At 43.4% G+C, this 15080-nt stretch carries 10 protein-coding genes; 7 read left to right on the top strand and 3 right to left on the bottom strand.

Translation table 11 applies throughout. The features are described 5' to 3' along the window. Positions 1-132: 132 nt before the first annotated feature. Positions 133-2229, top strand: a complete 2097-nt coding sequence (locus tag HYU97_11770; GenBank protein MBI2337426.1) for a thrombospondin type 3 repeat-containing protein — start codon at positions 133-135, stop codon at positions 2227-2229. A gap of 202 nt (positions 2230-2431) precedes the next feature. Then, on the top strand, positions 2432-2851 hold the full coding sequence (locus HYU97_11765; GenBank protein ID MBI2337425.1) for an FHA domain-containing protein: 420 nt from the start codon (positions 2432-2434) through the stop codon (positions 2849-2851). On the opposite strand, the gene bamA is transcribed toward HYU97_11765, so the two are convergent. From bamA to HYU97_11750, 3 genes are read right to left on the bottom strand one after another with little or no spacing between them, the layout of a single operon-like run. Then, positions 2848-5547, bottom strand: a complete 2700-nt coding sequence (gene bamA / locus HYU97_11760; protein MBI2337424.1) for an outer membrane protein assembly factor BamA — start codon at positions 5545-5547, stop codon at positions 2848-2850. The two genes, HYU97_11765 and bamA, sit on opposite strands and share 4 nt — an antisense overlap. Next, complete coding sequence (locus HYU97_11755; protein ID MBI2337423.1) at positions 5547-8936, bottom strand: translocation/assembly module TamB; 3390 nt, start codon at positions 8934-8936, stop codon at positions 5547-5549. Before HYU97_11755 ends, bamA begins: the two co-directional genes overlap by 1 nt. Before the next feature lie 37 nt (positions 8937-8973). Further along, positions 8974-10434 (bottom strand): hypothetical protein, encoded by a 1461-nt coding sequence (locus tag HYU97_11750; GenBank protein ID MBI2337422.1) that lies wholly within the window; start codon positions 10432-10434, stop codon positions 8974-8976. 132 nt (positions 10435-10566) lie between these two features. Here HYU97_11750 and HYU97_11745 point away from each other — a divergent pair, with 132 nt between their 5' ends. From HYU97_11745 to HYU97_11725, 5 genes are all read left to right on the top strand, one after another. Continuing rightward, positions 10567-11070, top strand: coding sequence for a hypothetical protein (locus HYU97_11745; GenBank protein MBI2337421.1), 504 nt, complete (start codon positions 10567-10569; stop codon positions 11068-11070). A 28-nt stretch (positions 11071-11098) separates the two neighbouring features. After that, positions 11099-11878, top strand: a complete 780-nt coding sequence (locus HYU97_11740; GenBank protein MBI2337420.1) for a tetratricopeptide repeat protein — start codon at positions 11099-11101, stop codon at positions 11876-11878. Between the two features lie 170 nt (positions 11879-12048). Further along, complete coding sequence (locus HYU97_11735) at positions 12049-12939, top strand: ABC transporter substrate-binding protein (protein ID MBI2337419.1); 891 nt, start codon at positions 12049-12051, stop codon at positions 12937-12939. Continuing rightward, a complete protein-coding gene (locus HYU97_11730) occupies positions 12917-13927 on the top strand; it encodes an iron chelate uptake ABC transporter family permease subunit (protein ID MBI2337418.1) in 1011 nt (336 codons plus the stop codon). The genes HYU97_11735 and HYU97_11730 overlap by 23 nt, the downstream gene beginning before the upstream one ends. Further along, positions 13921-14703 carry an ABC transporter ATP-binding protein gene (locus HYU97_11725; GenBank protein MBI2337417.1) on the top strand — a complete coding sequence of 261 codons (783 nt, stop codon included), beginning with the start codon at positions 13921-13923 and terminating at the stop codon, positions 14701-14703. Before HYU97_11730 ends, HYU97_11725 begins: the two co-directional genes overlap by 7 nt. Positions 14704-15080 lie beyond the last annotated feature (377 nt).

The following is a 15080-nucleotide window of genomic DNA, read 5'->3' as shown; positions in this document are numbered from 1 at the left end:
ATGAAAACATGAGTGTTTTTGCACTAAAACAACTCGCAACTTTTCTATCTATTGTCCGATATTCTAACTGAAGGTGGGGTGGTTTGAAAAAGAACTTTGAAATCGTTGGCTTAATAAAAAATTGAGGGTCCCATGCAATTCAAAAAATTTCTTGTGGTTATTGGGGTGGTGGTTTTAATCCAATTGGGTGCAGGCTATGGGCAGGCTGCCGTTGATTGCCCAGAAGATACCAGTAAGCCTCAAAAATGTTCCATTTGTTTTGCCAAAGGCGGGGTGGGTAAAATCCACACCCTAGAGCGGGGTATTTTTAATTTTAATAAGCCAGATTACCAAGAGTGCGGGGAAGAGCTTTATGGTATTGAAAAGCCCCTTAATATTAAGCCTGATGGGCCCCTGTCTTTTACTAATAAGAACGATTCTGATAGTGATAAGGATAAAATCAATTTTACCTTAAGAGGCAGTGACAAAACAGAAAATCGACTAGTGATTGATTTGAGTGGCTTGCCCTTGGGGCCAAATGGCAACACAATCACTTATGGTCTAAGTATCTATAATCGTAATGCAACATTTACTCATTTTACCTTAAAAGTGAAAGATAAAGACGCTGCTCCTTATGCCATCTACAATGATGTAAGATATGATACAAGTCTGGGTGATAATCCGGAAGAATTTTATAATCTCTTTCAAAATATTAGAATTGTGGATGCTGATGATGAAGAAATTGCCACGGTTGATCCCAACACCGGCGAAATTACGGTAAAAGAAGAAGTTATTCCCACTCCCACTCCACCGCCTACACTCCCGCCGTTTGAAGACACCGATGGGGATGATGTTCAGGATTTAGCTGATAATTGCCCTAACGATTCCAATAAAGATCAAGACGATTTTGATGAGGATGGAATGGGTGACGTTTGTGACGATGACAATGATGCAGATGGTGTTATCGACACCGATGATAATTGTCCGCCTATCATGGGTGGCGATGGTAAATTTGAAGGCCAATGGATGGATACGGAGAATACGAATCAAGCGAATCAAGATTCCCTTGAAGAAGGGGATAATCTGGTAGGTGACATGTGTGACCCCGATGATGATGGTGATGGAATAGATGATCTGGTTGATAATTGCCCTTATGCTAATCCCGATCAATTAGATGAAGATGGCGATGGGTTTGGTAAGTCTTGCGACCCAGATGGTGATCTCCCCCCCGGCTCTGATGCGGATGGTGATGGGATCAACCACGATGAAGCCTTAGAAATCTGTGCCTCGGGTGAAAAAGAAAATTGTAGCGACAATTGCCCTAATGATTCTAACCCCGATCAATTGGATACCGATGGTGATCATGCCCTCCAAGGTGGCGATGCCTGTGATTCTGATGATGACAATGATGGTATCAATGATTCCGATGAAGACAAAAATGGCAATGGCCAAGTCGATGTGGGCGAAACGGATCCAAAAGAAGTTGATACCGATGGTGATGATTGGATTGATTCCGTCGATACTTGCCCCCTCGATTCTAATCCTTCGGGTGCCGATGGGCTTCAAGCCGATAGCGATGGTGATGGGATTGGTGATGTGTGTGATGTTGACACCCCCGAGTCCGATACCGACCATGACGGAGTTGCCAATGACCAAGACAACTGCGTGGGCGATGCCAATCCAGGGCAGGAAGATGCCGATGGTGACCAGGTGGGCGACGCTTGCGATCCCGATGATGCCTTGGCCGATAGTGACTTAGATGGTGTGGCCAACGACCTTGATAACTGCCCGCAAGCGGCCAATGCCGATCAGGCTGATACCGATCAAGATGGGGTGGGTGATGCCTGTGAATCGGCGGTCTCACAAGAAGATGCGGATGAAGATGGTGTGGTTGACACGAGCGACAATTGCGTGAGTGTCAAAAACCCAGGTCAAGAAGATGCAGATAGCGATCAAATTGGCGACGCCTGCGACCCTGATAATCCTCAAGGCGACTCCGACAACGACGGTGTCCCCAATGAAACCGACAATTGCAAGTTTATTGGTAATAGCGACCAAGCCGATTCCGATGGCGACAAGATTGGTGATGCCTGCGATCAAAACATGGTGGTAGAGCCTACCCCTCAGCCAGAAAGTGGTGGTGGCTGTACTTTAGCGCCGCTGCAGGCTTACTCCACCTTGAGTTGGATGTTTTATTTGATTCCCCTCTTGGGAGCTCTCGTATTGCGCAAAAAAGTAGCGAGGAGTTAAGACCCCAGTTGTAGGTAGGATGGGCATACCTTCTGTAGTGAAAACCCCCCAGATTTTAGTAGTTTTCCCTTATGCCATGGGCCATGGCTAAATTTATATTACAACCATTCGAAATCATTCATAAAATTTCACAACCCACCAAACTTTTTTCGTTCGGTTGGAATGAAATTTGCTTTAAAATAGGTCAGGGAGCACAAAGTTTATGGGGTTAAGAAAAGAATTTTACCAAGTTGATCAAACCATGCGGTTAAAGTTTAAACCGCGGTCGGTGTCGGTATCCGAAGCCCTGGGGTTACCCAGGCTTATTCGCAAGAATTTCGAAGTGCCTTTGCCCATGCAAGATAATGAACTTATTTTAGTGGGGCGTGATGATTCAGCGGTTTCGATTGCCATTCATGATGAATTTATTTCGCGGGTGCATGCGGCCATCATTCATGAAAATGGTTGTTTTTATTTGCGCGACTTACGCTCTAAAAATGGTACCTTCTTAAATGGGACTCGGCTGCCTTCCGATATCAATTCTCGCGCCTTGATGGATGGCGACAAGATAGGTTTTAACCACGTCGAATTTCATTTTTATTCAGGGCAGTTTCAGCAAGCCATGGGGGGTTCTTTTAATTAAAAAAAGTATCCAAACGTGAAATGTAGGCGGTGTGGGGTTTCGCCAGGGTTTTTATCTAAGATAAAACCATAATCCAATCGAATCGGGCCAATGGGGGTTACATAACGAAAGCCGATCCCTGCGCTATGCCGCAAAGATTGAGTAGAAATTTCATCAAAATGGTTGGTTAAAGTACCCGAGTCAAGAAACCCCACCAGTTGAAATTTGTTAACCAGTCTAAATTGTAATTCTAAATTATGCACCAAGCTCAATTTGCCACCGGCGGGGTTTACTGCATCTCGGCCAAAACCTCGCAGGGTGTCATCGCCACCCAAATAAAGCAGTTCATTGGCCGGGATACTTTCGCTGGAAAATTGATGGATGTAAGAAAAACGCAAGGCATTGGCGATGGTTAATCTTGAAAAAGGTGAATACCATACGCCCGCCTGAGTGGTTAATTTAACAAACCCAAGCCCAATTTGATTAAAATCATTGGTTAGTTTGGTGATCGCTGAAAGGTAATAGCCTTTGTGGGGATCACCAAAATTATCTCGCCGATCAAAAGTAGAACCAATTTCCAAAGATAGTAAATTGCGATCCCTGGCGCTATCGCCCAGTAACGCCAAATCGGTTCCACTCTCGTTAAAATTGATATTTTCAAAACGTAATTGGGTAAAAGCCGTGAGTGAGTGAGTGAGGTCGTAAAGTAGGGCTAAAGATCCACCAAACTTAGTGTCTTCAAAAGAAGGGCGATCTTCACGTTGGGCAAAAATTCCGCTCACAAACTGCAAGCCAGTGCCAAACAAACGAGGATCAATGTAGGTCAATTCACCTTTTTGTAATTGTTCGCCCCCAATGGCGGCGAAACGCAAATTTTTAGCAAGACCTAAAAAATTATTTTTTTGGTAAATGAGTTTGCTGGTGAACCCTGTGTCGGTGTCGTAGCCAAGGCCAAAATCGAGTTGTTGGGTCTTTTTTTCTTCCATTCTTACCACCAAGTGCACCCTTGCTTGTTGATCGGTGAGCCCTAAGGTTTGAATCGAAACCGCATTAAAGACGTTCAGGCGGCGGAGCGCATTTTGAGAGTCTTCTAATTTTTCGGCTGAAAAAACTTCACCTTCTTTTAAATAAAGATTTTTTTGGATAAGTGATTTCTTGGTTTTAATATTACCCACAAACAAAATCTTGCCGATGTTGACCTTGAGCCCTGGCTCGATTTTAAAAACCACTTCCCACTTTTGTGGGTTTATTTCGTGAAGTTCGGTTTTGGCTTGGGCGTAAGGGTAGCCACGGTTGGCATAATCGATCAATAGCGAGCGCACATCCGATTCGAGTTTGAGGTAGCTGAAATATTGCCCACTTTGGGTGAGCAATTGTTTTTTAACAATTTCTGAGGGGGCTTCACTTGTGGTTTCAAAAGAAACCCTTTCCACTAAATTTAAGGTGCCTTCGCTAAGGTCGATGGTGAGCAAAACTTTATCTTTGTAGTGGTTCCATTCTTTTCTCCATTCATTGATTTTGGCCTCAAGGTAACCATTATTTTTTAAAAAGTTTTCAACCGAAATTAAATCTTGGTTGAAGACAGGCTCGATAAAATATTTTTTAGCTAAAATACCCTCTTCTTGGGTGAGCATTTGTTTTCGCAATGTTTTGTCAGATACGGCCTGATTACCGGTAAAACCGATCTGTTTAATGATTTCTTGTGGGCCCTCTTGAATGACAAAAGTCACCAGCACTTCAGCATCACTTAAATTTTCTTTACGATATTCTATGGTGGGTTGGGTAAAGCCAAAACCTTTGTAAAGGCTAATAAGCTTGCTTTGCGTGTGGGTGAGGGCGTATTCGTCATAATCTTCATCTTCATCAAGCGTGAGGGCTTTTTTAAGTTGAAAGGTTTGTAGTTTTTCGTTGCCTTCCCAGGCAATGTTAACTTTTTTGCCAGGGTAAACACCCACTTTAACCGCAACTTTTCTTGTTTCACGATTAAATTGCACATCTAAAAGTTTCACTCGAGTTCGCACATAGCCATCGTTAGCAAGCTTTGCTTTGATTTTTTCTAAATCTTTTTTCAGTTGGTCAGGTTTGTAGTGAACATAAGTGAAAAGGATATTGCGGAATCGTTTGTGACCCGGCCCCTTGGGCCCTTCAATTTCAATGTTGCTTAAACGATAGGTTTTGCCCTTTTGGATGCGAATTTTAATATCGAGATTGCCCGTTTTTTCAAAATATTCTTCTTCGATAAAAACCGTTGAATTAAAATAACCCTGTTTTTCATAAAATTGCAGGAGACGATCGATTTGTTCCGGCACCTTTTCAGGGTAATATAGATCCCCAGAGTGAAGAATAACCGCCCGTTTAATTTTGGTTTCTAAAAAAGGGTAGTTACCTTTAATGATTACATCACGGATGGTAGAACCCGGTTCCAATTTAAATTGAATGATAACGCCTTTAGGCGTGCTTTTAATTTCAGCTTCAACGGTTTTGAAAATTCCCCATTTGAGCAAATTTTGTTTGGCATGGTCTAATTTTTCTTCGTTAAAGGGTTCCCCCACTTCGAGGTGGATGACTTCTTTTAATAAAGCCTCGTCAACGGAGGGGGAAAATTCAATACCCTGAATTAATTGAGAGCGATGCGGTGGATAGCTTTTCGCCTGCGTGTCGAAAAACAGGCATAAAATCAACAATGCTGATAGGTACCGATAAAACATTGCGGTCATCAATACAACTTCCAACGAAAGGTTACGTCTAATTTATAGCGGTTCCCGGTAGAGCGAGAGCTTTTAATAAGCATATTATCTAAAAGCAGATATTCCATTTGTACGGTGCGTAAATTGCTATCGGGGTTTAAGTCGGTTTTAAATTCTAACGTGAGTCGATCTGTCAAACGTTTGCCAATCACCAAACGAGAGGCTTGTTCTTCTTCAGGCTCATTGGCTTCTAAACGAAAAATGTCGAGTTTGGTATAGCGTTCGACCGGGCCTTCAAAGAAGGTGGTGAGTTGAGAGACCAAAACGTTAGAAGCCAAATTGGAACGCGAGGCCAGCCGACTGTCTCCGGGGAAAGCGCCGGTAAATAAGAGGCTTAAAATATCTTTTCTATCCATAGGTGGGTTTGAACGAAAAGTTAAGAGGGGATTTTCAGTATTACCTTGAATATGGGCACTTACGGTTATGATATCGTTGAAGCGTTCAAAGTTTCGTTCAGCCTTCATGTCGATATAAGTTTTTTGGGGATTATCTTTAAAGTCGACATAACCTTGGGCGTTTTCAAATTCGACATTAAAATAATTGAAGTAACCATCAATAATTTCCAACAAGCCTTTGTATTTTGGATTTTTGACCGTCCCGTAAACTTCTAAGTCGGCTTTTAAAAAAAGCTGCGCCAGATTATTTTTTACCGATAATTCACCCGGGCTTCGCACTTTAAGATTAAGCCCAATATTATCGATAGGCCCTGCCGCGCCTGGTTCAGCATAAAAGGCAGGTTCAGCTTTAAGCACCGATTCGGCAATGCTAAAATTGCGGATGTATTTTCCATCTAAGATGTTGGCTGTGCCAGTCAGTAAGGCCTTGTCAACTGGGCCCTTTAAATCGAAATCACCACTGAAAACCATTTTGTAAGTGCCAGGTTCTGCAATAGTGGTTTCTTGGGCTGAAAATTTTAAATTATAATAAGCGGGGCTAAGCCCATTCAATTGCACGTGCCCGGTTGCTTTAAATTCACCATCGGCCACATTGGCCTTGAAGTTTTCGAAAACCAAATCAGAATTTTTAAAAATTAATTTCCCAGTCATGTTTTCAAAAAGTCCACGGAAACGCCGAATGGCTAAAGAACTCTTTAAAAATTCAATGGAGCCATCAAGAAAAGGATTTTCCCACGTGCCACGAATAGCCACATTAACATTGGCGTTCCCTGCGCCATCACGAAAATAGTTCCGCATATTTCTCAATAAACTTAGGTTTAGTTTTCCCAACAAACGAATATCTAAAGCGCCTTCTGGGACAAAACCGCCTTGCAAGGTTAAAATTTCTCCCTCTGATTTCAATTGAACATCAGCGAAGTTAAGCCGCGGACTTTGATAATTGAGGCGTAAAGGCCGGGCTTCGCGCAAGGCACCCTCTTCGATGGGCAAATAAAATCGACTGGCGGTTAATTCCATGGTGCTGGTGCTGCCAAGCCCCACCCCTAAATTGAGTTTCATCTTGGCATCGGCATAGGCCTCGATTTGCGGCAATTCTAACAAGGCCTCGAGCAATCTTAGGTCACCATTTTTAATGTCCCACTCCGTTTCAAACACTTGCGGGCGGGCATAAAAATATTTGCCTTGAATTTGAATGCCCAACAAGGGGTTTGCCTTCATGGTAAAACCCACTTCGGGGGTAAATTGAAAAATAGCAACTCCAGGCGAAATGACTTCTCCATATTGAGGCACGACAAGCTTAACATTTTTTATGGTGAATTGATCGTTTTCCAAAACACCTTCAGCACTAAGATCGCCAAAGTGAAATCGATCAAGGTAATAGTTTGAACCATTGACTCGCAAGATGCCTTTTTTAGTTTTATTAGAAAAAACCTCCATTTCGTAAGAACCCGAGGCCAAGCCCTTATGAAAAGGATTGTTGAGCAGTGCGCCAATATCAATACGATCAAAAGTAGTTTTGAGTTGGACGCGCCGAGCGAGTTTAGAAAAAAGCTCATCAATTTTTACGCCAAAGGTAATGTTGCCAACTTGGGTTTGCGATTGCAGGTTATAATTGAATTGGCGATTTTTGATGCTGAGATCGCCACTACTCGAAGCAAAATGGAGAGCGGAGTAAAAGGCCTTTTGGGCCTGAGTTTTAAATTGAAATTCTGGGTTTTTAAAATCGCCACGGATGGTGCCTTCGCTACTTGCTTGCCCCCCCACTTTAATGTCGGTGAAATATCCCAATAAAGTTTCTACATTGATTTTTTTAGCCTGAATTTTGGTGTCGAATTTTTGCTTAGCAAAATCTATTTTGCCTTGGGCGACAAGATCTGTCTCTTGGGATTTGATTTGAAATTGATCGAGATTAAGGCTGCCATTGTCAATTTTGCCCCGCACATTAAGCTGTTGGGTGGGATCGGCGGGGTTGGCACTGTTCCCATGGGTGGTTAAGGTAAGGTAGAGTTTGCCGTCGAGGTTCTCCAATTTTTTATAGCGATGTAACTTGGCCACAAGATCGAATTCAAAATTTTCAATTAATTTTTTAATGTAGCGGGATAGTTTTGGAATTGATTCCGTGGCAAGCGGGGTTTGTGATTTAAAATCAACCTGTAAATCTTCTGCTTCAGGGTTGATCAAAAAGGCCAAATTAAATTTGCCAAGGTTGGCATCCCATGCACTCTTGGTTAAACCAATCGTGTCGCCATCAATGAAGAGCGTGCCCATTAGTTTTGCATGCACTTGATCATCAAAGGTAAGCAGCCCAATCTCCAACTTGCCCTTGGCTTGCGACAAGACAAATTTGTAATTTCCAAAAGTGGAAAGCGAGGTTCTACCTTCATAATCAAATTGTTCGATTTTGAAATGATGATTTTTAAAGGTGTAGTCGCATTGCGGGATTTGAATTGAAGAACGATGATTGCCAAAGATGCGTTTGCGATAACTAAACTGTAAGTGGGGAACCGTTATTTGATGGCCAATGCGCATGGAAAGATAGCCATGGTCGATGGTACCTTGTTCAATAACGATGTGTTTTAATAAAAATTTTAAAACATTACGCCCTGAAATAGGCTTGTCTTTTTTGGGTAAATTTTCTTGGTAAAAAAGAAAACCTTGAACTTTGAGGTTTTTAATACCCAGCAGGCCCCGAATAACATAGGCGTAGGTGAGATTAAGATCCGCACTTTCAATTGAAAGCACAAGTTTGTTATCGCGTTGATAGGTTAAGTTTTTAAGATGGATGGTCCCAGTTTCTAAATCAAACTTAATAGTTTGAACATCGAAGTTTCCTGGAACCGAGGCGCTGATATATTTTAAAGCAAAACGCCAAAAAGATTCCGAGCGTAACAAAATGGAAAAAATAAAGAGACTCACCAAACAAAAAGATAGGAAAATAATGAGTCTTTTCCAGCCTTTTTTCATGGTAAAGTTGTAGACTAATTAAATTGAAACGGCAATCTTAGAGTGAGTCTACCCAATAGACCGCTTGGCTTTTGTAATCCACCACAATAACTTTGCCAGAAGACTCGTCGACTAAGAGCCGTGCGGGTTGAAGGCCGCCAATAGAAGTCGTGCCTTGTACGGTGGGGGTGTCCGAACTTAAATTGATAGAAAAAACCGATTTTTCGCTACTCGATAAAACATAACCAGTGGAGCAATTGCTACGTCGATAACACACCGCATCGTTTGCGGTAACGTTGTTGGTTAAGGGAATATCTCTTAAATTCACATCGTCATTTTCCAAAAACGTGGTTCCTGCCAAAGAAGTTGTTTGATTCACCCCCATACCAATATGCACATCGCTGCCGTTACTTTTGTCGCCCGACGAAAAAGAGCGAAACCGGCCTTCAACTTCTTTAGTTTTGATGGTGAAGAGATTGTTATCATTAGGAATGAGGCGATAAATTTCGGTATTGCCATTGGTCAACCCTGCCCCTACATACCACACATGGTCACCACTGGTTGACAGGCTCATGTATTCCGATCCAAAGGCAAAGGATTTGCTGCCCGAGATTTGGCCAAAACGATGCACGGCATTAAGCTGAGTATCAAATTCTAAGAAGCGGCGATTTTCGACTCCGCTATTTTGGCAAACCAGCAAGAAACGTGGGCTCGATTCGCCCGCATTGAGTTCAGGGTCAAAACGCACATAGGTGGGTAGACTGCAGCCATATTGTTGATCGCTAGCGACATTCAGGGTTGCCACTTCGCCTTGTGGTGTGAGTGATGAATCGAGGGTAATCTTGAAAAGCATGCCTTCAGTGTCAGCCGTAATCACCACTTCACCATTGTAAGCGGTCACGCTCGTTAAATGAGCCGTGCCTAAGGAAGTAGATAGATTATTCAGGGTTAGAGTTGCGGCATGAGCCTTGGTTTGATTATTAAAAATTTTGAGTTTGTATTGGTTATTTTCATCTTGCCCCAACAAATAGGTCATGGAGCTAGCCTCATCGATCGAGGCATCGATCAGGGTGGTTAAATTATAAGGTGGTATGCCAGCCGGGACTTCTCTTTGTAAACAATCGGAGCTTTGACCATTGGCATCAACTTGAGTAATGCAGAGCAAGGTGCCAATGCTGGCCAAAAAGGAACAACTAAAGGAACCATCGGTGTCCGCTAGGGTGCTGCATAATAAATTCGATTGGGCGTAGGCGATGTTAGAAATTAACCGGGTTGGTAATTGAAATAAACTGGTTGAATCTAGGGAATAAATCTTAACCGTTCCCGATGCATTAACTGCCCCAGCCTCGCCAACGACTTTACTCGACCCATTTTCATCGGGCGAGGTCACCATAATAACATTGGCATTGGCGGCCCCCGGTGTGGGCAGGGTAACCGGTGGTGAGGCATCACCCCCGCTACATTGAAGCAGTAAGCCTTGAATAAAGGCAACAGCAAGAAATTTAAGGACTCCCCTCATCCCCAGTACTCCCTCCCAATAGTACATTCTACCGAAAATAGGGATAGTCTGTCTAGCGGCAATCCCAAAAGCAGGTGGCAACTTAATCTTGAGCCAGTCGATATTGAAATATCGATACAAAAAGGGGTTTCGATGAAAACGCGTAATATATTGAAATTATTTAGTTTTTTAATCATTCTGCCATGGCTTTTGGCCTTAGGGCCTTGTGATAATGGTGAGTTGCCGGGGGATCCTTTAGACCCTGAAGATTCTACCACCTCCAAGGCGCCAACCCCGGCACCCTCGGCATCCCAAGAACCCGAACCGACCCCTATCCCTACGGTCACCCCTGAATCTGAAGAAGTGGAAATCGCATCTTTAAGTGTCATTGATGAAACGGGCAAAAAGGTGAGTACGCTCAGTAATTTAACCGTAGGCAAGACCTTAAAATTAAAAGTTCAAATCACTTTTGATGATGGGACCAAGCAGTTGGTTACTTCTACGTATAATGGCGAAAGCATTACTTGGAAATCAACCGCTCCCGGCGTGTTGCAAAAGCTGGCGACGGCTGGATATTTTAAAGTAAAAGGGGAAGGCGTCAGCTATGTCGTGGTAGAACATCCCGAGTTTAAAGCGACAGCCAAGGTTGACATTTGAAAGCCATAGGGCGTAATGGGCTTAGGTTATGGCATCAATTTATGTTTGCAGTATTCGAGACGAAGCACGCCCTCGCGTGCTTGAGCTGTGTGATTCCCATATCACAGCTAAAGATATTGATCGCCTCAAACAAGGCTGGCCTAAAAATTTAAGTGGAATTTATTTTGACCCACCTTTAAACGAATTTGCGCATCCCGAAAAAGTAGAGGTTTTAAAAGAATCTTATGCCCCCAGGGTGGCTATTTATTTGGTTGGCATCGCTGATAAGTTGCGAAAAATTGGCCAGTTAGCCTCGGCCTTTAAATTTTACGATCTTGCCAATGCCATTGTGCCCAATCCTAAGATCGTTGTTTATAAAGCCAAGGTATTGTTTGATCTAGGCCAAGTTGATCGAGCCGCTGAGCTTTTAGAGAATTATTTAGAGAACCATCCTCTCGATGCAGAGGCCCTTTATCTAAAGGGTAGAATTGCCTTAACCATCAACGATTTTAAATTAGCCAAAGAATATTTTAAGCGTGCGTTTACATCTGAGGGTTCTTCGAATATTGAAAATCGGAATGTGCAAGAGGCGGCTAAAATTTATTTAGAATTTACCAGCTTGCTGGTGGTGCGAGATAGTTTGCATACCTTTAATTTTAATCCCACTCAGTATCGCAAGGCCATTGGGGCAATTAAAGATCGGGCCATCAAACTACAAGAAATATTGACTAACACGAAGAATCAAGAAATTGCGGGGATTGGGTTTTCGCTCGATAGCCTGGTAAAGACTTTTGAAAATTGGGATCAAGAGTTACTAAGGAGACCATAACCTACTACACATCTGACTTCGGCTCATGGCCTACGACTGCGTCAGATTTCACAAAAAATTCATCAACGTGGCTTAGGCCACGCCTCCGAATTTTTTGCTCATCTTCCTTGTCTCGGCTCATGATCCTGTGTCATATGTGCAGTAGGTTATGGTCTCCTTAGTAAAGCAAAATGACACAACACTTACCTGAACATGCTGTCCCAGCCCAACGTCATCCCGGGCTTGACCCGGGATCCATTCTGTTCCCTATTATTTTGTTTCTTTGCTTAATCGTAAGCCCTAAGCCTGCCTACAGTTTCGAACGCATCATCTCATTAAAACCCAATATTACCGAAATTCTCTTTGCTTTAGGAGTAGGGGATCAAGTAGTGGGGGTTACCCAATTTTGTGATTACCCGGCGCAGGTTAAATCGTTACCCAAGGTGGCCGACTACATTAATGTGAATGTCGAAAAAGTGTTAACCCTGCATCCCGATCTTATTTTGACGAGTGAAGAAAATAGTTCCAAAAAAGATATTTTGTTTTTGATGCAACAGGGCTTGCGAGTAGAACAATTAAATTTTCAAACCCTGAATGACATTCGAGCCTCTTTTTTAAAATTGGGCATGTTGTTAGGCAAAGCAGAGGTTGGCGGTAAAATTGTAAATGAGATGGAGCAAAGGCTTCATCAATTAAAAGACAAAGCTGGGCGCGTTAAACCCCTGAAAGCCATGCTGGTGGTGGGGCATCGGCCCTTGGTGGTAGTAGGCAGTGGGAATTTTTTTAATGAGGCTTGTGATTATGTGGGGTTGATCAATGTGTTTGGCAATTCTAAATTGCCTTACCCGCGAGTTGATTCGGAGTTGATTTTGCTAAAAGCCCCAGAGATTATTTTTTACCTGTACATGGGCAGCGAAGACAGTCTAGACCCTGATTTTGGCCCGGGGCTACAAAATGTCCCTGCCATTAAAAACAAGCGGGTTTATAAAGTGCCCATTAGTTTATTGCGAGCTTCTTCCCGCGTTGTTCAAGGTTATGAATATCTGTGGAACCTAGCCCATGGCGATCATTCACTTCAGTAAATGGCGACTCATTAAAATTGTTTTGGTTTTGACCGCTTTGTTGGTTGTAACGCTAGGGCTAGCGAGCCTGGTAGGTGTTGAAACTATTTCGCTGAAAAAAGCCTTCTTTGATTCCCAAAGTGTCGAGCATGCCATTTTATTTTATTCACGCCTCCCTCGAATTTTATTGGGCGCTATGGTGGGCATGGCTTTGTCGGCCTGCGGGGTGTCTTTTCAATGCCTGCTGCGTAACCCACTGGCGGATCCTTTTATTCTAGGTGTTTCCGGGGGGGCTGCCCTTGGAAGTGTGTTGGGGATTTCTTTGGGGTGGAGCTTGCCTTGGATCAGCCTCCTGAGTTTTCTTGCCAGTTTTTTTTCAATGATGCTCATTTATTGGATTGCAACCACGGAGGGGAGGTTGCCGGTTTACACGTTATTATTAACTGGGGTTATTTATAATTCTTTTACCTTTGCCGTAATTATGTTGATCAATTCACTGGTGTCTTTTGAGAATGCCCATCGCATTTGGTATTTAATGGTGGGGGGATTAGCGGGCGAAAGTTATTTTAACATTGCCCTGGTAAGCGGCATTGTTATTTTTGGGGTTTTGCTTTTATTTTTTCAAACCGGGCAGATGAACATTTTAGCTTTGGGCGAAGAAACCTCAGCCTACTTGGGGTGCGATCCGCATCGTGTGCGACGCAATATTTTTTTTGCAGCATCTCTCATTATTGGGGCTTGTGTGAGTGTATCGGGGTTAATTGGTTTTGTGGGGCTCTTTATTCCCCATTTGATGCGCTTATGGATGGGCAGTGATCATCGTGTGTTATTACCCGCTTCGGCCCTATTTGGGGCCACCTTTTTGGTGATCGCCGACACCGGGGCACGTTCACTCTTTGCCGGCGAAACCTATTCGACTCAACTCCCCGTAGGTGTGATTACAGCCTTGTTAGGGGGGCCTTTCTTTGTGTACCTACTCAAACGACGGAAAAAGTTTAAATTATGGTAATGGTAAGCGCCATCGAATTTCAACAGGTTCAATTTTCCTATCGAAATCGCATGATTTTCCCCAAGCTTGATTTAAAAATCGAGGCGGGGGACTTTGTAGGTATTTTGGGCCCCAATGGTTGTGGCAAAACAACGTTATTGAAATTGACGGCTGGTGTAGAGAGGTCCGACATTGGCGAGGTGCGGGTGATGGGGAAAGTCGTGCAAGAATATCCACGCAAAACCTTGGCCCAAAGTTTAGCCGTATTACCCCAAGAGGCCTATGTGGATTATCCCTTTAGCGCTTGGGAGATTGCTTTGATGGGCAGGGCCCCTTTTCTAAGTTTGTTTCAAACTCCCTCGGCTGATGATTTAGCCTTTGTTCGAGAAGCCATGCAACAAACCGACTGTTTGCAATTTTCAGATCGTGATGTGCGTACCTTGTCGGGGGGCGAGCGAGAGCGGGTGATGTTGGCCCGGGCCTTAGCACAAAATCCAAGGATCTTATTACTAGACGAGCCCACTACCTTTCTTGATTTGCGTCATAAAACCGTGATCTATTCTTTATTAACGCGCCTTAATCGCGAAAAAAATTTGACCATTCTAGCTGTATTGCACGATCTCAACTTAGCCGCTGCGATGTGCAAGACCATACTCTTAATTAAAGATGGGATGATTCATTGCATGGGACATCCTAAAGAGGTTTTGACCGAACAAAATATTCGCGAAGTATTTGGCGTAACTGTGCATCAAGAACTTTCCAATCGCACCGGCAGACCTTATTTTCTTTACAATTAGTGTCACGTCTTTTCGGGGTGGGTAGAGGTAACTTAAGAGCCCGCGCCCAGTCGGCCTACTCGGGCTAAAAAATTTTTTGTTTTTAATTGAATTAGAGTATTCCTTCGTCATCCTCTAATTCAAAAAAACAATAAAATTTTTTAGCCCTCCTACGGCCTCCTTTCTGCGCTACAGGCTCTCAAGTTACCTCTACCCACCCCGAAAAGACTTCTCTGCAAATATTTGAGAATTATTTGAAAAGCGAGTGAGGTGGCTTTGCAGTTGAGTTAGCTTTTTCGACCCATCGCGGAATCGCCGGGGCCCCCAATGCGGATTAGCGGGCACGGAAAACCGCGGCTCGCCTCTGGGCGAGAACGCGGAAGGCTTCCGTGCCCGCT

The organism is Deltaproteobacteria bacterium (assembly GCA_016183235.1).
Classification (GTDB): Bacteria; UBA10199; UBA10199; order DSSB01; family JACPFA01; genus JACPFA01.
This window is presented reverse-complemented; position numbering and strand designations above follow the sequence as displayed.